The sequence below is a fragment of the Pontibacter actiniarum genome, from assembly GCF_003585765.1.
Taxonomy (GTDB): Bacteria; Bacteroidota; Bacteroidia; order Cytophagales; family Hymenobacteraceae; genus Pontibacter; species Pontibacter actiniarum.
Genome location: NZ_CP021235.1, coordinates 2789201 through 2813988, shown reverse-complemented (window position 1 = coordinate 2813988; position 24788 = coordinate 2789201). Strand labels below are relative to the sequence as shown.

13 protein-coding genes are annotated in these 24788 nt (G+C 56.8%); 4 read left to right on the top strand and 9 right to left on the bottom strand.

The features are described from left to right. Positions 1-259: 259 nt before the first annotated feature. Positions 260-1189, top strand: coding sequence for a tRNA (adenosine(37)-N6)-dimethylallyltransferase MiaA (gene miaA / locus CA264_RS12120; protein WP_025607486.1), 930 nt, complete (start codon positions 260-262; stop codon positions 1187-1189). Between the two features lie 127 nt (positions 1190-1316). Here the strand turns inward: miaA and tamL are convergent, their stop codons facing one another. The 3 genes from tamL to pfkA form a co-directional block, all read right to left on the bottom strand. Beyond that, positions 1317-3695, bottom strand: a complete 2379-nt coding sequence (tamL, locus tag CA264_RS12115; protein ID WP_025607485.1) for a translocation and assembly module lipoprotein TamL — start codon at positions 3693-3695, stop codon at positions 1317-1319. Positions 3696-3702: 7 nt separating this feature from the next. Beyond that, on the bottom strand, positions 3703-8775 hold the full coding sequence (locus CA264_RS12110; protein ID WP_472483255.1) for a translocation/assembly module TamB domain-containing protein: 5073 nt from the start codon (positions 8773-8775) through the stop codon (positions 3703-3705). A gap of 230 nt (positions 8776-9005) precedes the next feature. Further along, the gene (gene pfkA, locus CA264_RS12105) at positions 9006-9977 is read right to left on the bottom strand and encodes a 6-phosphofructokinase (protein WP_025607481.1); all 972 of its coding nucleotides are present in this window, start codon (positions 9975-9977) and stop codon (positions 9006-9008) included. A gap of 315 nt (positions 9978-10292) precedes the next feature. On the opposite strand from pfkA, the gene CA264_RS12100 reads away from it, so the two are divergent. Next, a complete protein-coding gene (locus CA264_RS12100) occupies positions 10293-10721 on the top strand; it encodes a TerB family tellurite resistance protein (protein ID WP_025607480.1) in 429 nt (142 codons plus the stop codon). Positions 10722-10729: 8 nt separating this feature from the next. Further along, positions 10730-11065, top strand: a complete 336-nt coding sequence (locus CA264_RS12095; RefSeq protein ID WP_025607478.1) for a hypothetical protein — start codon at positions 10730-10732, stop codon at positions 11063-11065. 21 nt (positions 11066-11086) lie between these two features. On the opposite strand, the gene CA264_RS12090 is transcribed toward CA264_RS12095, so the two are convergent. From CA264_RS12090 to CA264_RS12065, 6 genes are all read right to left on the bottom strand, one after another. Next, the gene (locus tag CA264_RS12090; protein ID WP_025607476.1) at positions 11087-11713 is read right to left on the bottom strand and encodes a hypothetical protein; all 627 of its coding nucleotides are present in this window, start codon (positions 11711-11713) and stop codon (positions 11087-11089) included. 48 nt (positions 11714-11761) lie between these two features. Next, on the bottom strand, positions 11762-13579 hold the full coding sequence (locus CA264_RS12085; RefSeq protein WP_237151113.1) for an SLC13 family permease: 1818 nt from the start codon (positions 13577-13579) through the stop codon (positions 11762-11764). Between the two features lie 257 nt (positions 13580-13836). Next, positions 13837-15033 (bottom strand): aspartate aminotransferase family protein, encoded by a 1197-nt coding sequence (locus CA264_RS12080; protein WP_025607473.1) that lies wholly within the window; start codon positions 15031-15033, stop codon positions 13837-13839. Between the two features lie 265 nt (positions 15034-15298). Beyond that, positions 15299-16480 (bottom strand): OmpA family protein, encoded by a 1182-nt coding sequence (locus tag CA264_RS12075; RefSeq protein WP_084196216.1) that lies wholly within the window; start codon positions 16478-16480, stop codon positions 15299-15301. A gap of 12 nt (positions 16481-16492) precedes the next feature. Further along, entirely contained in the window at positions 16493-17488 is a 996-nt protein-coding gene (locus CA264_RS12070) for a PorP/SprF family type IX secretion system membrane protein (protein ID WP_025607470.1), read from the bottom strand. 5 nt (positions 17489-17493) lie between these two features. Continuing rightward, positions 17494-23964 (bottom strand): Ig-like domain-containing protein, encoded by a 6471-nt coding sequence (locus CA264_RS12065; protein WP_418313990.1) that lies wholly within the window; start codon positions 23962-23964, stop codon positions 17494-17496. Between the two features lie 103 nt (positions 23965-24067). Between CA264_RS12065 and CA264_RS22120 the strand changes: the two genes are divergently transcribed. Further along, positions 24068-24274 carry a hypothetical protein gene (locus CA264_RS22120; RefSeq protein ID WP_211332053.1) on the top strand — a complete coding sequence of 69 codons (207 nt, stop codon included), beginning with the start codon at positions 24068-24070 and terminating at the stop codon, positions 24272-24274. The last annotated feature ends 514 nt before the right edge of the window (positions 24275-24788 follow it).

Sequence of the window (24788 nt, the reverse complement as noted above, 5' to 3'; positions counted from 1 at the left end):
GCGTACTGCTGCAATCAGGCGCCGTGGCTTTGTAAGTTTTAATAAATAAAGCGATAATTTAGCAAAAAATCATAACGAAGGCTATCGCTGGCAGTGCTAAAACAACGAGGCGCCGCTGTTTGTGCATTTTGCAAAAAAAATAAAGCAACCTTGCCCCACGCGCTTGCCCAGTGCCGGGAGCCGGCGTGTTTGTTGCTGCCTCAGGATGCAGGGGATACGTGCTGGCGTAGGGGTAAAGCTGATAGAATTGACTAAAACTATGGATCGTATCGAGAAGCAGAAGCACCTGGTGGTGGTGGTGGGGCCAACGGCCGTGGGCAAAACAGACCTGTGTGTGCGGCTGGCAAAGCACTTTCGCACGGAGATCATTTCAGCTGACTCGCGGCAGTTCTTCCGGGAGATGGCCATCGGAACGGCCAAGCCCACCGCAGCCGAGCAGCAGGGGGTGCCACACCATTTTGTAGACTCCCATAGTATAAAGGAGACGTACAACGCCGGCGCTTTTGAGCAGGACGTGCTGGCACTGCTGGAGAAGCTGTTTGAGCAGCATGAGGTGGTGCTGATGACGGGGGGCTCAGGACTCTACGTGCGCGCCGTGCTGGAGGGCATGGATGAGATGCCTGAGGTGGCCCCAGAGGTGCGGCAGGCGCTCACACAGCAGTATGAGAAAGAAGGGCTGCAGCCCCTGCTGGACAAGCTGCAGGAACTGGACCCGCTCTACTTTGCGCAGGTGGATAAGGCAAACCCGCAGCGGGTGGTGCGGGCACTGGAAGTATGCCTGAGCAGCGGTTTGCCCTACTCCTCGTTCCGCAGCAGCGAAAAGCAGGGGCGCCCGTTCAACATCGTTAAAATCGGCCTTACCCGCGACCGCTCCGAGCTGTACGGCCGCATCGACCAGCGCATGGACCTGATGCTGGAGCAGGGGCTGCTGGAGGAGGCAAAGGCACTGTACCCGTACCGGGCGCACAATGCCCTGCAAACCGTTGGCTACAAAGAGATATTCGACTACCTGGAGGGCAGGTACGATTGGGAGGAAGCCGTGCGCCTGCTAAAGCGCAACAGCCGCCGCTATGCCAAACGCCAGCTCACGTGGTTTAACAAAAGCCCGGAAGAGTACACCTGGTTTCACCCGCAGCAATGGCAGGAGATCGTGGCGTTCATTGATGAGCGAGTGTTGAATTTTGAATAACTGAATTTTGAATGAGTGATTGAGTGAATTGTGCTAAACAAGTATAGTCTTAACGGAACCTGTCAACACATCACACACTCCTCTTTTAGATGCAGACTCAGTTATTCAATTATTCAGTCACTCAAAGTTAGAACGGATAGCCGATGGCAATATTCAGCACCATGCTGTTTTCCCCGCTGAAGCTGCCGTCAAACTCGCTGAGCACAAAGCGCTCCCCTTTGGGCAGGTAAGGCACGCGCACCGGGATACCCACATCCAGGCGAATCACAAAAAACTCAATATCGATGCGTAGGCCAAGCCCGGTACCTACGGCCAACTCGTTAAGCACATCCTTTGCCTCAAACTTGCCGCCCGGCCTGACAACCTCGCCTTCTTCGGTGTATGTGTCGCGTAACAGCCACACGTTGCCCGCGTCTACAAACGCGGCGCCTTTAAAGAAGCCGACAATCGGGAAGCGGTACTCCAGGTTGGCCTCCAGCCGGATATCGCCTGTCTGGTCGAAGTAGGAAAAGGCCAGGTCGTCGGGAATGTCGTAGGTGCCCGGGCCGACGCTGCGCGCCCTGAAAGCCCGGATGCTGTTGGGCCCCCCGATGGAGAACTGCTTTACATAGGGCATGGTGTTGGAGTTGCCGTAGGAGTAGCCCACGCCCGTTACCAGGCGTGCTACCAACTGGCTTTCCTTCCCGATGTTCAGGTAATGGCGGAAGTCGTTGTCGAACAGCACGTACTGTGCGTACGGGTCCCCAAAAAGCGTTCGGGGGTCGTCGTCGGTCGGTTTATGTGCGCCAGCCACCGACTGTAGCGCACTCACCACATTGCCCGAAAGGTCCAGGGTGACGCGGTCGAAGATCTGGCTTGTGCGCTCCTCAAACATCTGGGTGCTGTACGTCAGCTGGTAAATCGAGCCGACGATAAACTGGTTTTCAAAGCTGCGCTGCAGGTAAGGGTTCTCCAGTAGCAGCGTATCAAAGGCAGGGGAGGTTTGGCGCAGGCGCACGTACTGCAGGTTTATTGGCGTAACGTCGAAGGTTAGCGTCTCTTTTGGTCTCCAGCTATAGCCGTAGGAGGCGTTGTAGGAGTTCAGCTGAAAGAAGTTAACCCGGTTCAGGAAATTAAAGCCCAGGCCAATCCGGGTCTGTGGCACAAACTCGGTGCGCAGGTTCCGAAAGTTGAAGGGCGAGACAATGCGCGGAATAGACAGGGTGGTTTTTACGCCCAGCTCATAGGAGGTGAGCTTATCGCTGCCGGTGTCCTCCACGCCGTCCGGTGCCGGGCCGGTGCCGGTGCCGCCGGTAAGGGTCTCAAAGCTCCCGGTAAACTCCACGTTGAGCAGCTCAGAGCCTTTAAAGGTGTTCCGGTTCCGGAAGGACACATTGAGGCCTGGCCCGGCAAAGTTATTTGACTTGCTGACCATCTGCGCCTCCGCCCGCAGCGATTTCTTCAAGGCTGGGGTAAGGTACACGAACGCGTCCAGCTGGTTGGTGTTGGTAGAGTCTATCTCATAGTCGATGTTCACAAACTTGTAGGCCGAAAGCCCGTTCAGGCGCTTGATCGTTAGCAAGTGGTCTTCCCGGGTGTAGAGGCTGTCCTGCTCCAGGAAAACACCGTCCAGCAGGTGGCGGGCCCGCACGTAGTTTTCGTTCGGGATGTAATGATAGCCCTTAAAGTCGATGGTGTCGTTAACGGAGAGGCTGTCGCCGACGGAGTAGTTGGCGAAGATGTAGATGTCATCCAGCGTGTAGGGTTTAAGGGCCTTTTTGGAGGCGGCCTGCTTGATGCGCAGCAGTACGTCGGCCTGCCGGTTACCCACGGTGGTGTCCACGCTGTAAAGAAGCAGGTCCGGGCTAAAGAAGTAGTAGCCCCTGTTCTTAAGCGCGCCGTCTATGCGTATCCGCTCCTGCGTCATCGCGCTCAGGTCGTAGGGGTCGCCGGGGTTAAGCAGCGACTCGGGCTGCACCTCCTCAATGGCCTGCTGTACCTGCAGCGAGTCGTGCCAGGTATACTTGATGTTGCGCAGGCGGTAAGGCTCCCCCACGCGCGCAGTCCAGCTAATGAAGGCTTTCTTGTTCTTTATCTCTGTGCTGCTGTTGACGGTGTTGTTAAAGTAGCCCCTGTTGTGGAGGCGGTTGCTCATCACCGTGCTGATGCTGCCCGTGTCTACCTCCGAGAACAGCACGGGGGGCTCGCCCAGCTTGGTCATGATCCAGTGCTTCAGCCCTTTCTCCTTCTCGGTATAGAATGCGTTGTAGATGCCGAGTTTGGGCCGCCAGCCAAGTATGGAGGCGTTTGGCTCCGGGTTCACCGTGGCGCTTAGCTCGGTCTCCAGGGCTGCGCCGCGGTTGCTGCTGTCGTTCTCGCCCTTTACCGTTACGTCAAAGCCGGCGAACAGGGCATCGCCCTCCGGCACGGTCTTCGTAACATTGCATCCTGAAAAAAGCAGCAGCGCCAGGATAAGTGGCGTAACGGAAATGCGTGTAAGCCTCACCCAGGGTTGAGTTTCTGTCATATCTTACTTATTGTATACCTTCTTCTTGAAGTTTCTTTTCCTCCTTTTTGATTTCCTCCTCTTTGAGCTTCTGCACCTCCTCCAGTTTGCGCTCCTCCTCCCGGGCCTGCCGGGCCTCCAGGCTTCGGAACAGGTCGGAGAAGTTGTTGTACTCCCGCACGTAGATCAGCGACAAACCGGTGGCCCGCACGTCGCCGCCCTCGATGATGCCCTCGTACTGGTTGCGCTGGAAGCCCCGCACGCGGAGCCGGCCATCCTCGGTTAGGGAGTACTCTACCGAAATGTCGCCGCCGAAGCCGCTCATACTTTGGTTCGACTGGTTGCCGCCCTCAAGGCCGATATCGGTGCCCACGCGTACGGTAAGCCTGTCGTTGAGGAACTGCTGGCGCAGGGCCACATTCAGGTCGGTGCGGCCCTGGGCGGAGCCGGAAGAGTAATCCTGGTATGAGTCCACCCCGAGCTCCAGGCCCAGCCCGCCGGCGTACCGGTTTGTGAGCTGGCTCAGCTGGTCGGAGAGCACGTTGCTCAGGCTGTTTCGGGCGGTGCCCTCAAAGCCGCCGCCGGAGCTGGCCAGCGGGTCCGGTGCCAGGAACCGCCCCAGCACCAGCAGCGCAAACACCTGCTTGTTCTGCTGCGACTCATCCTGGCGCAGCTCCTGCAGGGCGCTGACCACAACCGGCGGCACGCTTCCTTTCTCATCCTCCGGAAGCTGAATGTCAAAGCTGATCTCCGGGGTAAGGAGGTCTCCCTCTACATAGACCAGTACCTGGAACGGCGCCTGGTTTTTGAGGGCAGGGTCCAGCGTGCCGCCCGCCTGGGAAGCAACCAGCTCCTGTGGCGCGGCTTCCACTGTGTAAACAGCGGTAATGTCCATGGTCGCCTGTAGCGGGTCGCCGTTCCAGTTAATGTAGCTTCCCTCAACAATGTCCAGCTCGCGCGAGGCCAGATCGTAGAAGTCCATGCTGTATCGGCCGTCCTCCACGGTGTAGCGGCCCGTCATGTTGATCTCGCCGCTCGGGCGTATGCCAATGAAAAGCGGGTCGGCGGTGCCGCGCACGGTAAGCTGGTCACCGGTTACAGGGTCGATGATGATGGTGACGGGCGTGGTTTCGGTTATGTACAGCTGTGTTTCGATGTCTGCCCCGACAAAGCCGGTCACCTCCACTGTGTCCTGCGCTGCCTGCTGCCCCAGAATGCGGGTCATCTCGGGGTTCATGTTCACAAACTCCACGATGCCCTCCCGCTCGGCGGCGCCTACCTGGTCTGCCGGTACAACGGCCGTAAAGTCGGAGCCATCCAGCACGCGCACCTCCGCCTCAATCACCGGAACTTCCAGGTTGCCTGTTATAGTTGCCTCGGCAGCCAGGTAGACGGTGCCATAGTATAAGTCGTTGTTGGCGGCAGTGGAGTTCATGGCCAGGAACCGCTCCGTGTCTACCTCCAGGTTAAACCGGAAGTCTGTGTAAGACTCCGTCAGGATGGTGCCTTCCACCACCAAATCGTTTCCAAGCGAGTCGGTGATCGTGAAGTTCGGGAAGCGGATGCCCTCTTCGGTAAACAGCAGCCGCTCATCCTCCAGCGTGAACAAAGAGCCCAGCATGGTGAGGTTAAACTGCGCCTGGTCAAAGGCAAGGGGGCCAACGATCTGGGGGTTGTCCAGGGTGCCGGTAATGCGCAGGTCCCCCCTGGCCAGGCCGTCCATGTCCTGTATCGTGCCGGCCGTGAAGCCTTCCAGCGCGCCGAGGTTGAGGCTGGCGATGTTGGCATCCAGGTTCAGGAGCGTGGCGTTTGGCTGCATCTCCACAAACCCCTGTAGCGTCACCTCGTTGCCGTTGTCGGTGAGCAAGGCATCTATGTTGTAGCGGTTGCCACCCGTGTTGCTCGCCTCCAGCGCCAGGTCGCCCACCGGCACGCCTTCATACACAAAGTCCGTCACGGTCAGGTCAGAGGTAAAGGCAAGGGTGCCGGACATGATATCGGTGAGGGTGGCCGTGCCGTTGATCGTGCCGTCCATCAGGCTGTCCTGCGGCTCCTGGAAAGTGCTCAGCAGGTAGCCGATGTCTACGTTGTCGAGCCCCACCTGGAGCGGTGCGCCCGGAGCCACCGGGCCTGTACTGTTAAGGGCAATGGTCTGGTTGTTGTGCGATAGCCTGATATTGTTGGCATAGAGCAGATCAGTGCTGAACTGCAGGTAGTTGTCCTGCGGCACATCCCAGTTGTCTCCGTTGATCACCAGCTGGTCCGGGTTAAAGGAGAAGCGGTAGCCACGGCCCAGGCTGTTGAGCACGCCGCCCAGCACAAACCGCTCCCCGTCCTGCAGGCTGTCTCCGGCAACAGCCAGTTTCACGCTGAGCTCATCGTCCCGGGCCGCGCCCTCCAGCGACACGTTCTCCACGTTCAGGGACGGTGAAATGAGCTTTTGCAGGTCGATGTTGTAGGCGAGCTGCTCGTTGTCGCCGCGTACGCGCAGGTCGATGTTCTGCAACGTATAGTCGGTGTACACAAGTTTGCTGATATTGCCGATCATCCGCAGCCGCTGGGTTTCGCTGTCGTAGCTCGCGGTGATGGGGCCGGAGGTTTGCAGTTGCTCCAGGCCCGGTACAAACGCCGTCACAATGCCCGTTTTTTTCAGGTCCAGCGTAAAGGTAAAGTCCTCCAGGTTGGTATCGGCAGGGTAGGGCGGGTCTGGCTGTAAGTCAAAGTAGTTGGAGAAGTACTTTTGCATGGCCGTTGGCAGCGTCGCCAGCGAGTTCTCAAAGCGTACCTGCCCGTCTGCAATGTCAGACCGGATATCCAGCTCCGACACTTCTCCCGTCTGCTCCAGGGCCATCACCAGCGTGTCGATCGGGAAGAGCCTGTCGTTCGTCTGCACCACCAGTTCTTCCGCCACCAGCGTGCCGCTGATGGTGCTGGCGTCTGCTCCTGTAAAGTTGCCTTCCAACTGCCCTTGTATGGAGAGCGAGTCGGGGTAGAAGTTAAGCGCGTGCAGGTTCGCCTCTTTCAGGTCAAGGTTAAACGCATAGGCCGGCTGCAGCGTGTCGCGCATGTCAAAGGTCCCCGCCAGTTCGAAAGCCAGGTTCTCATCCCCTGATACAGCCTCCACCGTGTAGAGGCCTTTGTTGATGTCGGCATCAAGAACGATGTCGTTGTAGGTGTAGTTGTTGTAGCTAAAGCGGTTGACCGTTGCGTTTACGTTTGCGACCAGCTTTGCCGGTTCCGTTAGGTTGGCCCCCGAGGCTTTGGCTGTAAACGCGATCTCTCCCAGGCCCAGACTGTCGGTAAACAGCTGGTTCAGCGCAAACCCCTCTGAGCTGGCGGAGGCGGTGAAGCGTCCGTTTGGCTTCGTGTCGACGTCCAGGTTCAGGTCGCCGAAAGAGCTTCGGAGGCGTGCGTTGGTATCAAAGGAGGTGAGGGAGCCTGTGTAGTTCCCCTGCAGGCTGAGCCGCCCCGGCAGCCTGAAGCCCTCGGGGATGGCGTCGTCCGGCAGCAGCGCCTCCACATCCGTGCGGGTGGTGGTAAAGCGGTCTATGTCCAGGTCGAGGTACAGGTTTTCCGGGTCCATGGCGTTACGTATTTCGCCGCTCACATCCACGTTCGTGTTCTGTAGCCCTGCCAGCTGCAGGTTCTGAAGCTGCAGGTTCTCCAGCGTGCCGGTTACGGCGGCCTGCACCTTTACGGTGGAGCCTGCTATCTTTCTGAAAGAAGGGTCCTTGGCGAGCTCAGGCATCAGCAGCTGTATGTCCTCCATCCCGATGTAGCTCTTGTTGATATCTGCCTTCACACCTACCTGCGCAGGCTTTTCCGTGATAGTCTCCAGCGAAGGGTAGGTTAGAGCCAGGTCGCTTTGGATCAGGCTGTTATGGGTCTGCAAGTCCAGGTTGGTGAGGCTGGCGCTGGTGGTGTCCACCTCCACTAGGGCCTGCAGGTTTATCAGCTCAAAGCCGCTTTGCTCCTGCAGCGTGAGCTGGTTGATGTCGGCCTGGTACCGGTTTAGGCTGTAGAAAATGTCTTCCGCATCAAGAATCACATCCGTAAACCTGAGGTGGTCGTAATCCATGCCGCGCGGCTGTTTCGGCGCGTTAAAATTATCGAACAGTACGTCCAGCCCCGCCACATCGATCTCTCCCAGGGTCACCACCCAGTTCACGGGCGCTCCCTTTGCCTGCTCTACCGACTGGTCCAGCTCCTTTGCCGTTTTGGCAGGGTTTACGGCCAGAGAGTCCACCGGCTTGTACTTCTGCTGAATGTACTTGAGGTCGGTGTCTTGCAGGGTAAAGCTTGCCAGGTCCACGCGGGCCTCCTTTAAGTTGATGTTATCGGCCACCAGCTCCGACTCTCCCAGGGCCAGCTCGATGCGCTGGTCGGCGGGGCGGCTCAGGTAACTGAGGCGGATGTTCTCCAGTGCCACGCGGTTCAGGCCAAAGTCCAGCTCCAGCGGCTCGGTGGCGGCGGTGTCGGGCGGGGGCAGCTTTGTCTGCTCATAGTCTACCCAGGTGTTAGCCAGCTCGATTTCGTCCACCAGGTAGCGCTGCTCTTCGAGGTTTATCTCTTCCATGGTGGTGGTCAGCTCTCCCACGCGCGTCCGGATGAAGTTTCCCCCGGCCTCATCCTGGTACACCAGGTACACGTTGTTCAGGTTCGCGATGCCCAGGGAGAACTGCATGGCCGAAGCCGTGTCAGCAGGCTGCGCGGCGGCGGTGTCGGTGGCAAAGGCCTCGGTCACGAAGTCGAAGTTACTCGTGCTGTCCTGCCGGATGTGCAGCTTTACCGTGGCGTTGTCCAGGTCTACCTTGCGGATGTTTACCTCGCCGCTGATCAGCGAAAGTATGGCCATGTCTACTCCCAGCCGCTCGGAGTACCACAGCGTGTCCTGCTGCTGGTCCTCAATGTAGACATCTTTCAGCACCAGTGTGTTGCGCCAGTCGGTGGTAAAGCCGCCTATGTCCACCTGTGTGTCAAGCGTGTTTTCAAGGTAGTTCTCAGCCTGCCTGGCCACATAGTTTTGCACCACCTGGAACTGCAGCGCGATAATGATGAGGAGAAGCAGCGCCACTATGACAGCCAACGGCCACAGTATGATTTTCAGGATTGTTTTACCGATATGTTTAGCAGATGCGATAGCTCAAATGTTTAGGTTCGTGCTCTGCTTTTACGGATTTGTGCGGATAGGGATAGTCTTTTTAGAATATAAAGGCGTTTTGGCCCGTTAACGTACTTTCACGGGAGGTGCAAAACAGCTACAGCCGCCCTTCGCCTCCGTAAAAAACGCAGGAGCAGGGCGGCTGTAGCCAACCGTTTAGGCTATGGTGCCTAAACCGAAAGGATGTCTACCATCTTTACGTACTGCGGGTTGATGAGCTTATCCTTGGTGATGGTTTCTATAAACGGAGTGTACGTTAACTCCCCGTTGATGATGCCGGCCATTTCGCATTTGTGCCCGCCTATGAGGCCTTCCACACAGGCAATGCCCAGCTGGCTGGCCAGCATGCGGTCTGCGGCTGTAGGGGAGCCGCCGCGCTGCACGTGGCCAAGTATGGTAACGCGGGCATCCATGTGCGGCAGCTCGTGCTGTACCTGGGCGGCCACCTGTGTGGCGTTGCCGGCATCGTCGCCCTCGGCCACAATTACGATAAACGAGGTTTTAGAGCGGTTCCAGCCGGTGCGCAGGGTGTCTACCACATAGTCAATGCTTGTCTCGGTCTCCGGGATCATCACAATCTCAGCCCCGCCACCGATGGCGCAAGGGATGGCAATGTAGCCGGAGTCGCGGCCCATCACCTCGATAAAGAATACGCGGTCGTGGCTGTCGGCCGTGTCGCGGATCTTGTCGATGGCGTCCAGGGCGGTGTTCACGGCGGTGTCGTAGCCGATGGTGTAGTCTGTGCCGAAGAGGTCGTTGTCGATGGTTCCGGGAGCTCCGACAGTCGGAATGCCGTACTCCTCGAAGAAGATATTAGCACCGGTAAAGGTACCGTCGCCGCCAATGGCCACCAGCCCCTCTATGCCGTGTTGTTGCAGTTGATCATAGGCTTTCTTGCGCCCTTCCGGCGTCATGAACTCCTTGCTGCGCGCAGAGCGCAGAATGGTGCCGCCCTTCTGAATGATGTTGCTCACCGAGTGCGAGTCCATGCGGTAAATCTCGCCCTGAATCATGCCTTTGTAGCCCCGGTGGATGCCATATACTTCTAACCCATGATAAACGGCTGTTCTTACTACTGCTCTGATACATGCGTTCATGCCTGGTGAGTCGCCGCCCGAAGTAAAGACTCCAATTCTTTTCATGGTGTTGTTGTGTCTTTTAGTTGAGGTATAGATACTAAATAAGTCGTAAAGATACGTTAAATAATCGTTAGCATATGCTGCACCAGGGGTAGGACGCGCTCAATTTGCACCAGAAAGAAAAACTGGCGCTAATCCACGACTTTAAATAGCGAAAGTCGTATGTTATAACCAAGGCGCCAACTGCTTGTTTTCTGTGGGAGGTACTGCCTTGTGGCGTTTTGCCACCGGAAGAGAAGTCTTACCGAAAGAAAGCGCATGACCTGTGTCAGCACAACGAAAGTCCAAGTAAAGTAATTTAACCTATAGAGGCAACGTATGTTCGGTTTTTTTGAGAGCGAAGAAACAAAAAGATTAAGAAGCCACATCACCAACCTGGGTGCTCTGGCGAAAATTGACGGCCACTTAGACCCCTCCGAGATGGATTTTATAGTAGGTATCGGTAAAAAGCACGGAATGAAGCCGGATGAAGTGCGGGACCTGGTTTCGAGTGTCAAAGCCTCTGACTCTCAGCTGCCCACCAACGACTCGGAACGCTTTGACCAGATCTACGACCTGGTGGAAATGATGCTGGCTGACGGCATTGTGGATGAAAACGAAATGGACTTCTGCATTAACATGGCCGCAAAGCTCGGCTTCAAGAAATCCATTGTGGGCGTTCTGGTCCGTAAAATCTCGGTGGGAGTGAAGGACGGGCTTACCAGGGACAACATTAAAGAGGAGGCACAGGCATTTCTGAATTACTAGCAGACCGGATGAGGCAAAACGCACAGTACTACTTTCTGTTACTCTCGCTCTATGGGAGCGTCCTGATGGCTTTGGCCGCTTTTTTCCTTGCCGCCGAGCCTTTGGTGCTGCACACCCTGTCGTATTACCGCCTGCCGCTGGCGTTTATCATGCGGTTCAGCACTTTCTGGTTCTGCAGCTTTATACTGGCCATACTTGCCTTCCTGTTCTATGTCCGCCAGCAGGCCCATGTTATTCCGGAGCTGGACAGGCGCCGGGCGCTCCGGCTAAGCGCCTATGCCTTTAGTATAGGCACTGTTGTGGCCGTTGTGGTGGCCTCCATGTTCTTCCTGGCCTACTCCTGAGAGTGCCGGCCCCTGCCCAGCCTAGTTTGCGATCGTGTAGCTTTGGAAGCTGCCGTTCTGATACACGTAGGCCGTGGTGTTGCTCTCCATGCCGATGGCCAGCGCATCGTGGGCCAGCTCCATCTCCTGGCCTGTTTCCTCGCTCTGCAGCTCTTCGTCCTGCGGCACTGTAAACAGGTAGTACAGGCTCTTAAGCGTGCCGCGCTCATTAAACAGGATATCCCGCCTCAGCTCTACCAGCTCATACTCATAGTCGCCCGTCTGAAACGCTACGACCATCACCACGTCCTTGCCCTGCTGTAGCTGCAGGGCCACGTCCTGCCATCCGTCGCCGTTAAAGTCGCCACGGGCCACAGCCGCGGTGCTTTCGTGCGCTTCCGCCTGCCGCAACGCATTGGCGGCGATCTCCGGTTTTTCCCAGCCCCTGTACTTCTCAGACAGTAGCTCCATTACCGGCTGCGGCAGCGGTATGGTGGGCTTTATGTCGTTTTCATCGGTTTTTACGGCATCCTTGGGCACATTGGCAATAGAGTCGAGGGCGTCTGCGGGAGGGGCAGCGTCCACGTACTCATCTTTTACCTCTTCGTTTTCCGGAGAGCAGGCCAGCAGGCAGAGTGGCAGCGCCAACAGGTAGGGTATATGTTTCATTTTCTGAAAGATTGATCCTTTTACTGTACTGCCATTTAGCCTGCGCTGTTACACAGGCCAGAAAACGGGCACCAGCACCAGGATGACGATGATGAGCAGAAGGGTGAGCGGGGAGCCCACTTTAATGAAGTCGCTGAAGCGGTACTTGCCGGGGCTGTACACCAGAATGCAGGCGGGCTCAAAAGGGGTCACCAGCGACACGGAGGCGGCCAGCATAATGGCAATCGCAAAGGCGCGGGGGTCCGAGCCGAGCGAAGCCGCCGTGCGCAGCGCCACCGGCACGATTACCAGCGCCGCCGCCGCGTTGGACATGGGCTGTGTGAGCAGCACCGTCAGCACAACAAAGCCCGCCAAAACGGCCATTTTTCCTAGCGGCCCCAGTACGTCCACAATGCCCTGCGCCAGGAAGTCAGCGGCACCGGAGTTTTCCATGGCGGTGCCAAAGGCCGTCATGCCCCCGATCAGGACCAGGAGCTTGAAGTCGATGGCGGCATAGGCCTTCTCCGAGCTGATGCAGCGGAACAGGATGGTGCAGATCGCGGCCAGCAGAAAGGCAACGGAGAGGGGGAGCAGGTCCATGGTGCCCAGCAGAATGGCTATGGTAAAGCACGAAATGGCAATAATGCCTTTGCGCTTCTTGAAGAGCAGGGGCTCAAACTCGCCCAGCAGCGCCACATTGCTGGAGGTGCGCAGCTGGCTGAAGCGCTCCGGGGAGCCCTGCACCAGCAGCAAGTCGCCGATCTGCAGCTGGATGCTGCCGATCTTGCTGCGCAGCGTTTCGCCGTAGCGGGAGATAGCCAGCACCACCAGGCCGTAGCGCTGCAGAAAGTTCACCTCCTTCACCGTGCGCCCAATCAGGTCCGACTGCCGGACAACGAGTAGCTCCGCCAGCCGGATGTTGTCCGTCACCAGGTCCTTCTCCAGGATGATGTCGGCCATAATGTCTATCCCCTTCGTTTCCTTTACCTTGATGAGGTTGTCCAGGTCGCCCTCCACCAGCAGCACGTCGTTGGCGGAAATACGGGTGCGGAAGTCCGGCAGAAAGTTATCCTTGCCCCGGATGATGTTGAGAATCCGGAAGTGCAGCGAGGTCAGGTCGGAGGCGAAGACGAGCTGGCCCACCAGTGGCGAGTCGGGTCTGATGATGATCTCGGTCAGGTACTTCTGCAGCTTGTACTCCTCGGCCAGCTTCTGGTCTTCGTGTTCCGGGAGCATGCGCTGCCCGATCGTCATCATGTAAACAACGCCTACCAGAAAGATGATAAAGCCTATCCCCGAAATCTCGAAAATACCGATAGGCGGCAGGCCGCTTTTGGCGATGTAGCCGCTCACGGCCACGTTCGTAGAGGTGCCGATCAGGGTGCAGGTGCCTCCCAGTATGGCCGCGAACGCCAGTGGCATCAGCAGCTTGGAGGGGCTGGAGTTGATGCGCCGGGACAGGCCCACGAGAGGGGTAACGAACATGGCCGTGACGGTCGTGTTGTTCATGAACGCTGATACGACACCTGTTACAATCATTACCGTGAACAGCATCAGGTTCCGGCTCTGCTTGGCCAGCCGCACCAGCCGCACCACGGCAAAGTCGAGTACGCCCGTTTCCTGCAGGGCGGCACTAAGTATAAAGATGGAGGCTATAATGATGAGAAAGTCGCTGCTGAAGCCGGCAAAGGCCTCTTCTGCCGTGATAATACGGGTGCTGGCAAGTATGATGAGCATAAGCAGCGTCACCAGCTCGACAGACAGCTTCTCTGTGGCGAATAGCACCACAGCGATCACCAGCAGTGTTAGCACCAGGGCTATTTCCATAAAGTTTCTGATAAGCCTATACTTCAGGATGAAGTATACAATGTCGGTTATTACGTGCAATTGATGTTGCGGTTGCTGCTGCTGCAGGGATATAATTTGCCGGCTCCACAAGCCACGGCTCTATACTTTAGCACAGCTGGGGCAAGGGGCAGGTTTTGGCTGTGGCTCCTGGCATGCGTGCAGCGGTGCAAACTTAAGGAGGGAAAAAGGCGGAGAAAGCTCCTGTAGGAGTAAAGCAGGTACGGTGGTGCGTAAAAGTGAAAGGCCCGGGTATTCCTGCGAGCACCCGGGCCTTTCACTTTATCAAATCCAGCAGACTAATCCAAAGCCGCCGTTGCCTCATCAATGGACTTAAGGATAACCGCGCAGGCTTCACGAATCTCGTCTTCGGTAATCACCAGCGGCGGCGCAATGCGCATGGAGTTGTCGCAGAACAGGAACCAGTCTGTAAGCACACCATTGAGGATGGCCCTGTCGATGACGGCTTTGAGCACCTCAAAGCTCTCGAACTCTGCGGCCATCATCAGGCCGCACTGGCGGAGCTCCTTAATGCGCGGGTGCACCAGCAGCTCCCGGAACAGTTCGGCTTTGCGGGCAACTCCCTCCAGTAGTTTATCCTCCAGTATGGTTTGCAGGGTCGCCAGGGAGGCGGCGCAGCTGACAGGGTGGCCGCCGAAGGTCGTGCAGTGGCCCAGTATAGGGTCGGTTTTGAAGGCAGCCATAATCTCCTGGGGAGCTATAAAAGCACCGATAGGCATTCCGCCGCCCATTCCTTTGGCACACAGAAGTATATCCGGCTCAATGCCGAACTGCTCAAAGGCCCAGAAAGTGCCGGTGCGGCCAAAGCCGTTCTGTATCTCGTCCAGTATCAGCAGGGCGCCCACCTCTGTGCAGCGCTCCCGCAGGTGCTGCAGGTAACCGTCTGTTGCTACGCGTACGCCGGCCTCGCCCTGTACCGTTTCTATGATAACGGCGGCAGTGCGGGTGGTAATGTCCTGCAGGTCGGGGAGGTGGTTAAAGCGGATGTGCCGCACATCGGGCAGCAACGGGCGGAATGCGTTCTTAAAGCCTTCGCTTCCGTTTACTGACAGAGCTCCCTGTGTGGAGCCATGGTAGGCGTTCCGGCAGGAAATAAGCTCGGTACGGCCGGTGTAGCGTTTGGCCAGCTTCAGAGCGCCTTCCACGGCCTCCGTGCCGGAGTTTAGGAAGTACACATTGTTGAGCCGCTCAGGCAGGGTGCTGGTGATAGCCTGCGCCAGCATGGCCTGCGGGGCCTGCACAAACTCTCCGTACACCATCAGGTGCAGGTATTTGTCCAGTTGCTCCTGTATGGCCTTCAACACGCGCGGGTGGCGGTGCCCTACGTTACTCACGCCAATGCCGGAGATCAGGTCAAGGTAGCGCTCGCCCTTGCTGCCGTACATGTACACACCCTCTGCCTTCTCTACTTCAATCATCAGCGGAAAGTCTGATGTCTGCGCCACATTCTGCAGAAATAATTGCCTCATCGAAATCATGCTACAAAGGTACAGAAATAAGTGCGAAAGGCAGAGCCGGTCCTGCGCCGTGTATCGGGCGCGTCTTGTTTTTGCGCACCAACAGCCTAAAACCGCGCGGCGCAGTGCCAGAGGTGAGGAGGCTCTGTCGTATAAGTATAAGTATAAGTGCTTTTTGCATGATGCTGTGGAGGAGCACCTGAAAAGGAGTAGGAGAGGGTGATAAACAAAAAGCCCTCACCAGATGGCAAGGGCTCTTTTGTTTAGATGTGCAAGTATAACGCTACTGTACTTTTAGCTCCACACGCCTTGCCTGCTCACCCACCTGCTGCAGTACCTCACTGCCGGTCTTTGTCTTAAAGCTCTTATGGTTGAATTTGTTGAGGATGTACCACTTGACGAAGGCGGCGCGCTGGCGGCTGACGCTGACCTTGCCCGCCTCGGGGCCCTGCGCGTCGGAAAAGCCCTCCACAAAGATGGCCGCACCGTTTGGCAGCGCCTCCAGAAAGCTCCGCAGCTGTTTTTCCGACTCCTCGTTCATATACACCTGGTTAAAGCCGTAGGTAAGCTGGAGCACCGCATCTTCAGAAACCGGCCCGGCCGCTGTGGCTGTGCCCGACGCCACGGCTGGCCCGGCGGCGGCTACAGTTTCTGCTGCCGGCTCCTCGGAAGGCTCCGCTTTCGGCGCCTCCTTCTCCGTCAGGTAAGCTACGTAGCTATCTGCGGCGGCAGACACCCACAGCTCCTGCTCCCCAGCCTTTTTGTAGTAGGCGTTGAAGGCGCCCTCGCGGTTAACCTGCCCCTTCAGCTTCACGGGCTCTCCGGCAGGGGTACCGCCTTCCCGGAGCGGCACGGTGTACACATAGGCCGCCTCTCCCTGCTTGCGCGAGAAGAAGAGCGAGTCGCCCGACACGTAGGGGGCAAATTCCGCGGCGCGGCTGTTTACCTCCTTGCCCAGGTTCTTGGGCTTGCTCCACCTGCCGTTCTGCCACTCACTCAGGTACAGGTCGTCGTAGCCTTCGGATTTGGCCAGCTCCGCTGTAATGAGCAGGCGCTTCCTGTCTTCCGAGAGGTGCATGCCCAGGTTGGGGGAGTGGTTAAGGAAGCGGGGTGCTTTGCGCTCCTCCGTTTTGGTGAAGGCCCCGTTCTCCAGCCGGTACACGGCAATGCGGCCCGAGCGGCGCCCGCTCTGCTGGTAAACGTACAGCTCGTTGCCCGCCGCGTTGGTGCCCACCGCGGTGTTAACAGTGCCGGCGTTGAGCTGGGGATCCTTCTCGGCGTGGCCGCTTCCCTTCTCTTCGCGGTACAGGTACTGGCCCTGGTCTTCCTTCTTCGTGTAGATCAGCAGGTGCTCGCCCAGCAGGGTCACGTCCGCTATTTCCTCCCTGGCTTGCTTGATGGGTGTCTGCGCCTGCGCGGAGGCCGCGGCCAGCAACAGAGTTATGGTGTAAATTGCTCTTTTCATGTTTCTATTGGGTTACCACATGGTTACTTTCTTGCCGTACTTAGGGTATTTGACCGGTATCAGGTTATAGGTCAGGGTGAGCTCGTTGGTGCTGCGGCCAACCTGCGCCGCGTCCTGCACCGGTGCCTCGTACACATAGCTCACCTTAAACTGGCTGAGCCTGGCGCCCGCCCCGAGGGTGTAGGCCAGGTCCTTGCGGTAGCCGGCGCTGGCCCAGAAGGTGTTGGCGAACACCCCCTTCAGCTGGCCCTCCACCGTCTCTCCCAGGTAGGAGTCGTAGCGGTACACGGCGTTGGCCACCACGCCCAGCTGCTCGGTAAGCCCTCTGCGGTAGCCGGCCTGCACCACGTGCTGGCGGGCGTAGGTGTCCTCCAGGTAGCTGTCGCCGGTGCTGATGAGCTGGCCCTGTGTCACGTCCTGCATGGCGTAGCCCAGGTAGTAGTCCTGGGCCGTGAGCGTCAGGCCCAGGCTAACATCGGCCTTGCCTGTTTTGCCCACGCTGCCCAGGTAGTCCTGGAACATCGGGTCGCCTTCCTCGTCCACGGTCAGCATGTTGCCGTCCAGGCGGTTGGCGCTGTAAGAGGCCGCAGCGCCCCAGCGCAGGGCCAGCCTGTCGGACAGGCGCACACGCATGCCGTAGCTCAGCTGCACCTGCGTCTCGGAGAAGGCGCCGAACTCGTCGCGCAACAGGGCCAGCCCGAAGGCGTGCGCCGCGCCGGACTGGCGGTCGTAGGTGTCCTGTGCCGCGGTCTTGACGGTGTTGTCGCTCTGCCAGGCCCTGATGTCGGCCAGGTCCAGCTCGGCGGAGGCGAAGATCGTTTTCGGCGCATCCTCGTAGCCGGTCCACTGGTTGCGGTAGTAGGTTTTGAGCATGGAGCCTTCATAGCCCGTCAGCGAGGGGTTAAAGTACTGCTGGAACAGGGGGAAGTTGGCCACGTGCTTTCTGTTCTGGGCCTGCAGGCCCAGAACAGAAAGGATGAATGCAATGGTTAAGGTTACTTTTTTCATTTTGATTACTTGCTAAGGATTGTCACGACGCCTCTTTTCACCCAGTTAATATCCCTCACCTCCACAATATAAAGGAAAGGCCCTTTCAGTATCTGCCCATCGGTGCTGCGCCCGTTCCAGCCCGTCTCCGGGTCTGTTGTTTCGAACACGCGCACGCCGGAGCGGTCGAACACCTGAATGTGCACCTGGTTGTAGAAGCGCAGCTCCGGGATCGTCCAGTTGTCGTTCACGCCGTCGCCGTTCGGAGAGAAGGCGTTCACGATCCTCAGCTCCTCCTTCGGTACCTGGTAGGCCGTCTTCTTCAGCGTGAATACCTGCTCAAAGGTGTTCTGGTAAGGGTCGGTTGAGCGCACACGGATGCTGTAGTCCACTTTACCCGACAGGCCGTTGTTGGATTTCAGGTGAAGCTCTTTGCCACGGATCTCGAAGAGGCTGTTGTCTGTGTCTCCTTCGCCGTTTGCCAGCGTGTACACATGCTCCTGGTAAAGCGGGGCGGCAGGGTCATCGGCGTCTGCGGTAGAGAACTCCCCGATCACATCAGCAGGGGCGGTGCCCGGGCCGAAGGCCGCGTTACTCAGCGCGATGGCGGTAGGGGCCTTGTTAGGCTGTACCGCCACGGTGATGCTGGCCGTGTGGCCGCTCAGGTTCGTGGTCATCGGCTTCAGCTCCAGCTCGCCCGTCAGGGTGTAAGCGCCGGCCACCAAACCGTTGTAGTTGCCTTCCTGCCAGTTTACCTGAACTGCTTCCTTCTCACCGGTAGTATAGGTTACTTCCACCGTTGCTGGCAGGCCAGCGTTGGCGAAGCCCGTGCGGATAGGCACCTGCAGTGCGGCAGGCGTCGCCACAGCGGCAACGTCGCGCATGATCTTGGTCACCTGCGCCGTGGCCGCGGCACCTTTGTTCCCGGCGGCATCCACCAGGTAGAGGCTAACGGTCAGGGTGCCGTCGCTGAGGCCGGTCAGATCCGGGGCGTCGATGGTAAAGGCTTCTGTCGCAACAGCGGCCGTACCGGATACTGGGGTGCCGCCCTGGTTGCTCTCAATCGTGTAGAAATAGGTAGTGCCAGGCTCCGCACCCGTCACGGCCACGGCCATGCTGCCGGCGTTGCTAACATCCATGCGGCCGGTGTTGAAGGCGATGGCGTAGCCGGCAGGGGCTGTGGCATCGTACTGCAGCGTGATGGTGTTGGAGGCGGTGTTGCCGTTTGCGGCTGCATCCGCTGCGATGTTCGCTGCCATGGAAATACTCACTTCGCCGTCCGCGGCAGGTGAAATCACAGCAGTATACTTCGTCTCGCCTACTTTCGTCAAAGCGGTAGCCGATCCGTTGGTAACGGTGAAATCCGCTGCATCCAACCCGCTCACGGCTTCGCTGAACTCCACCGTTACCCCGATGGCGGTGTTGCCCGGGTTGGCGGCTGTCGCGGTCAGTGTTACGGCAGGGCGTGTGCCGTCGTAGCGTATGGTGAGCGGCTGGGCTGCCTCGCTTTCGTTTGCAGCGTTATCCCGTGCCGCGCTGGCGGCAACTGAGACAGTTACTTCACCGTCTGTCGTTGGCGTAACAAAAACAGTGTAGTGCGCCGCGTCTGCCTGCGTGAACATTGAGGCTGCGCCGTTTGCAACGGCTACGTCTGTTAGGTCAAACCCTGCGACAGGCTCGGAGAAATTAACGTGTACTTCAAAGCCTGTGTTTACAGGGCTTGAGGCCGTGCTTGCCAGCTGTAGTGTAGGTTTGGTGGCATCGTAGTGTCGGGTAAGGGTGTTGGAGGCCGTATTGCTGTTTTTGGCAACATCCGCTGCTACATTAGCTGCCACCGAAACGCTTACCTCACCGTCGGCAGCCGGGGCGATCATGACCTCGTACTCCCGGGCATTTGTTTTGGTGAAGCTGCTGACCGCACCGTTTGCCACAGTCACATCCGCTGCTGTAAAGCCCGTCACGTCCTCTGTGAAAGATACTCCCACGTTGAAGTCGCCGTTGAGTGCGGCAGGAGCGTTGCTGTTAAGCGTTACAGCCGGCTGCGAGGCGTCGTAAAGAAGCGTCAGGAGGTTAGAAGCCTGGTTGCCGTTCGTGGCCGCGTCCTCGGCTGCATGCTCTGCAACAGAGATTTGCACTGTGCCATTCGCGCCAGGAGTGATCAGGGCTGTGTATACCTGGTCGCTCACTGCAGTAAAGTCTCCCGCTGTTCCGTTTGTTACCTGCAGGTCTGCTGCGGAAAAGCCGGTTACGGCCTCCGAGAATTCTATGCTTAACTCGAAAGCGGCGTTAACAGGGCTGCCGGCTGTTGTGTGTAGCGTGATCTCCGGGCGTACGTTGTCGTAGAAGCGGGTAAGGATGTTTGACGCTTCGTTGCTGTTGTGCGCGGCATCCTCCGCGGCGTTGGCGGCCACGTACACCAGTACCTTGCCGGTTGAGGCCGGTGTTACTGTCAGGGTGTAGTGGGCTTCGTCCTGCTTGGCAAAGGCGCCGGCGCTGCCATTGGTGACTGTCACATCCGACAGTGTGAAATTGTTGACAGGCTCCGAAAAGTTAACCTGTACCTCAAAAGCCTTGTTAACCTGGGTAGCCGCTGTGGCAACCACTTCTACGGAAGGACTTGTGGTATCGTAAATGCGGGTCAGCGGTGTGGATGCAAGGTTACCGTTGGTGGCGGCGTCCTGTGCGACGTGGGCGGCAACATAGATGGCCACTTCACCCTCCGCAGAAGGTACTACGAAGGCAACGTATTGGCGGGGGCTGACGGCGGTAAAGCCTTGCAGGGTGCCGTTGGAAACGGTTACATCCGCCTGCTCAAACCCGGTAACACTCTCTGTAAAGTTGATGGCTACGCTGAACATTCCGCTAAGGGAGGCTGGTGCATTGCTGGTAACGGTTACGCCTGGCTGGGTCGTGTCATAAAAGATGGTGCTGCTAACGAGCGATACGTTGCCGGCCGCGTCCTTCAGTTCCATGCTGACGGTCTTGCTTCCATCGCCGCCTGGCAGGCTCCAGGTTTTGCCGGCTGTTACAGGTTCCCATTCGGTTGGGGTGCCGCCTTCATTCAGGAAGCGGGCTCCCGTAACTCCTGTGCCTGTACCATCGGTAGCTGTTATACTTAGGGCCACCTCTGCCGTGTTCGTGTAAGCGGCGCCGTTGTTGATGGCAAGGGTGCCTGTAGGTGCCGTTTTGTCGAGGCTGTACACATCGCCGGAAGTATAGGGCGTGCGGGCGTGCGGGCTTATTCCGGTGATGCCGGTGAAGTCGAGGCGAAGTATACCGTCACCGCTTCCGGTGTTTACGGTTACAGTGTAAACTGCCCCTGCCCCGGACATGCTTTCTATGAAGGCACCCGTGAGGCCTGTTGTAGCGAGTGTAAAGTCAGAAACATCCAGCCCTGTAACCGGGTCGGCGAAGGTAACGGTGTAGCCTACAGAGGCGGCACGGCTTGGGCTAAGGGATGTGCGGGTAATAGAGGCTACAGTTGTGGACTCATTTACGGTGATGGTGGCCTGTGCTGTACCCGTTGAGAAGGCTGTCGTGCCCCCGTTGCTGGAGACGCCGGCTGTCGCGCGCAAAGTGTTTGATGAGGGGCTTCCAATGGTTCTGTCCCAGGCGCGGAAGGCAATCGTAGCCGTCTCACCGTTTGTGCCCGCTGCGTAGCGCAAGAAGGAGGCATCGCTTAAGAGCAGAGCCGACGTCGGGGCAACAGTACCTACGTTTCTCCAGGTGGTTCCGTCTGCCGAATACTGCCAGCCACTGCCGGTTGTACCGGTAACCGCAATGCCTCTTGTGTCGTTCTCATCCACCTCATTGTACACCATGGCATCCAGGATGGCAGAAATGGCCTTTCCGGCGGATTGCGTATTGCCCTCTATGTTAGGGAAGCTATAAGGCCCCCCGCTGAGCACAGGCGCATCGTTCACGTCGGTTACCGTGAGCGTGGCCTGGTCTGTTGCCGTAGAGAAAGCGCTTGAGCCGCCACTCACACTTGTGTTGGCAGTTCCTCCGGCAGAACCCACTGTCTGGTCCCAGGCTTTGTAGGTGATGGTCGCTGTAACGCCGTTCTTGCCGTCCGGCAGGAACTTAACCCAGTCCTGCGGGCGGAGAAGGCGGGCAGCAGAAACACTGAAGGCCCCGGTCGTTGTCCAGGTAGTGCCGTTGTCAGTGGAGTAGAGCCAGTTGCCTTTTTCGGAGGAGGCCCCCGTGATTGCCATGCCTACCTGCATCCCCTGGTCTGCATCGTAAAAAGAGCTGCCAAGGATAGAAGCCACCTGATACCCCTGGTGGTTATGGTGATCTTCATGAATGGTCGCCAGCGAGGGGCTTACCAGTGTTAGTACGGGCGCAGCGTTAGGTGCCCTGGTAATTGTTAGCGTGTAGGTTTGAGTCGTGCCGTTTTCTGCCCTAACAGCAATGGCTGCCGTGTTGCTGCCCACGTTTAGCGGGATAGCTACAGCGCTTCCGCTTAGCGTAGCAGTACCATTTACCGTCACAGTTGCCCTTGCGTCCGCAACTGTCGGGGTCAGGCTAAGGCTTGTAACCTTGTTGCCCACGGTAGTAGTGTAGCTCGTTGTATTGGCGGCGAAGGCAGGGGAGAGGGAGCCGGCAGATAGCGTCAGGTTTGACAGGTTGGCGTTGGATGACAAGAAGTAGTTGTACAGCGTCCCGTGCAAAGCGTTTGCAGAGTAGTCGGTAAGCCTTCTTGTTACGGCATTCGCCTGGCTTGTGACGCCTTCATCAACCGGGAAGTATGCCACTAAGCCTGTGCTGGCCGGGTTTATAGCGGTGCCCATGTTACCGTGTATCTGGCTTGCCGTTCGGGCCGTGTTCCAGATGCGGACTTCGTCCATAGCGCCTTTAAAGTACTCGCTATTCGAATTTGTCACCGAAGCACCAATTTTTAGGTCATCCCCTTTTTTAAAGGAGTTCATACTTATGTTGACAGACCCGATGGAGGCGCCATTAACGAAAAACTCTGTAGAGCTGGCGCCAATTACCGCCGCTATGTGGTACCACTGCCCCCTTACAAAATTGTAAGGGCGGGTGAGGTACTGGCTATTGTTCCAGATACCGATGCCCTGCAGGCTGTTCTCCATGTGCAGGCTGAATCTTGTTCCGCTGGATGACCTTTCGGAGATAAGGCAGGGGTTGGCCCCTTTCGTATTTGCAGCCCAATCTGGCTGCACCCACATTTCGATGGTGCCAGCCGTGAACTCAAGTGCAGCGGTGTTTGGCACGGCAACATATTGGTCGGTTCCGTTGAAGGGTAAGGTGTGCAGTGGGAATATACTGCGGTTTACTGTAGTAGTGTATGTTCTTGTCGTACCGTTCTGTGCCGTAACCACCGTTGTAATAGTGTTGCTACCTACTTGAAGAGCGATGGGCGCCGAAGCGCTTACGCTGCTTATCGGCGAGCCATTCACGGTAACTGTTGCTGTATTGTCAGCGGCTGTGGGTGTAACAGAAACCGATGAGACGCTAGTGCCAACGTTTGCTGCATAACTGGTAACACCAGAAGAAAACGCAGGGAAGAGTACACCGTTATTCAGTGATAAACCTGCTAGGTCTGCGTTGGCTGAAGGAGCAGCACGAGTTATTGAGACAGAATAGGTCTTTTTTGTTCCATCCTGTGCGGTAACTACTACTGGGATAGCGTTGGAGCCTATGTTTAAAGTAACATAATGCGCTGTTCCGCTAGCTACGTCAGTGCCTTGTACTTTTAAAGTCGCGTTGGCATCGGCAAGGGTTGGCGTGATCGTTAAACTTTCCGTTTCATATGGAAGCTGAGCGGTGTAGTTCACCGTTCCTTCCGTAAAGGTGGGGGTAAGGGTACCCTTGGATAGTGCTATGTTTGATAGGTTAGCGTTAGAGGAAAGAGCACTGCCCGTCACTATAACCAACTGAGGCTGGCTTGTGGTCCTCTCCATTGAGTTAAAGTACACCTCACCAGGGTTCAGTGAAGTGTTTCCTGTAACGACCAATGAAGCTACCTTACTGTCTTTCACTTTGGCATCGATATAATCTGTCACATCTATCTCAATCCAATTACCAGCTGTGGTAACAGCTACTTGGCCTAAAGCTTGATCTTGAGCGGGTGGGGAAGTAATGGAGGAGGTCCATGTTTCATCTGTAGATGACCATACTTTGGCAAAAACATTGCTTCCGTTTTTTAAATTTACATATAGCCTCAGTTTGGCAGAGGTTACTGTGCCAGTCACAGGTGTCAATGAAAACTTGAGGGCTGCCGTTTGCTGACCGTATTCAGGAGTATACCCAACATAGCAACTGGGGTCAGATGGATATGAACCAGCATTATCAAAGGAGGTGTCTATGGTTGGTAAAAGTGTAAGCGGCCCTGAACCATCCGTTGTCTTAAATGACACCTGATTGCCATAAGCTGTACCTGCAGAGTTGATCGCGTAAGAACGGATGTAATAGGTGGTATTTGCTGCAAGTCCTGCTATCTGTCCGGAAAAAGAGCCTGTGCCGCTGCCCATGCGCTGCCTGTTATTGGCAGTCGTTGGGTTTTGTGCAGTTGACCATACTATACCCCGCTCAGTTACGGTACCGCCACCGTCGTTTGTAACACTACCTCCTGCCGTGGCAAAAGTAGCGTTGATGTTAGTTGCACTTGTGGTGGTTAGTGTTGGAGGGGAAGCGATGGCTGGGCCAACAATTAAGTTGTCCAGATATAACCTATCAAGTCCTCCAAAGCTAAGCGAAACAGAAGTTACATTTACGTTCTTTGAAAGAACAGTAGTTGTATTTCCTCCGAAGGTTTGTTGTGGGTCAGAAGAACCACTGTAGTTTACTCTAAGATCCTTGTTTGGGTAGTTAGAGTAGTTTGTGTACTTTAACCAAACACCATAGAACTGAAACCGTTGATTATCCTTTCTTTTTAGAGTAACACTTACGTCACCTCCTCCTATACAGGTGATGGATGCACTATTTGATTCCCCACCTGTCGAAGAGTGAGTCCAGTTTGTTACCTGGCCTACTGTAACGTCATACTCGGTGCCGCCAATAGTTACAGTAGCGTGTGTTTTGGCGCCGGACCAAAACCCCTCATAAAAAACCGGAGAGGATGTAAAGTTAGCAGTATACTGTTGTGCTTTCGTCTGATATGAGCTTAACAGACACCACATAATTAAAAAGCACATAGTTAGCCATCTCGAGCGAGTGCCTGAGCGGGTACACCACATGCTTTTAGCCTCTAAGGAAGAGGCAAAAGGCTTGGTTCTCATAAAAAGGTTGGTTGTAAAGGTTTAACTCTATAAGGTGGTTGGATTAAAACGACGACAAAATAGGTACTATGAATTAT

Excerpts from the sequence above, each read along its gene's own strand:
- miaA (WP_025607486.1), top strand. The coding sequence starts at position 260 with ATGGATCGTATCGAGAAGCAGAAGCACCTGGTGGTGGTGGTGGGGCCA.
- tamL (WP_025607485.1), bottom strand. The coding sequence starts at position 3,695 with ATGACAGAAACTCAACCCTGGGTGAGGCTTACACGCATTTCCGTTACG.
- pfkA (WP_025607481.1), bottom strand. The coding sequence starts at position 9,977 with ATGAAAAGAATTGGAGTCTTTACTTCGGGCGGCGACTCACCAGGCATG.
- CA264_RS12100 (WP_025607480.1), top strand. The coding sequence starts at position 10,293 with ATGTTCGGTTTTTTTGAGAGCGAAGAAACAAAAAGATTAAGAAGCCAC.
- CA264_RS12095 (WP_025607478.1), top strand. The coding sequence starts at position 10,730 with ATGAGGCAAAACGCACAGTACTACTTTCTGTTACTCTCGCTCTATGGG.
- CA264_RS12090 (WP_025607476.1), bottom strand. The coding sequence starts at position 11,713 with ATGAAACATATACCCTACCTGTTGGCGCTGCCACTCTGCCTGCTGGCC.
- CA264_RS12075 (WP_084196216.1), bottom strand. The coding sequence starts at position 16,480 with ATGAAAAGAGCAATTTACACCATAACTCTGTTGCTGGCCGCGGCCTCC.
- CA264_RS12070 (WP_025607470.1), bottom strand. The coding sequence starts at position 17,488 with ATGAAAAAAGTAACCTTAACCATTGCATTCATCCTTTCTGTTCTGGGC.
- CA264_RS12065 (WP_418313990.1), bottom strand. The coding sequence starts at position 23,964 with ATGGGCAGCGGCACAGGCTCTTTTTCCGGACAGATAGCAGGACTTGCA.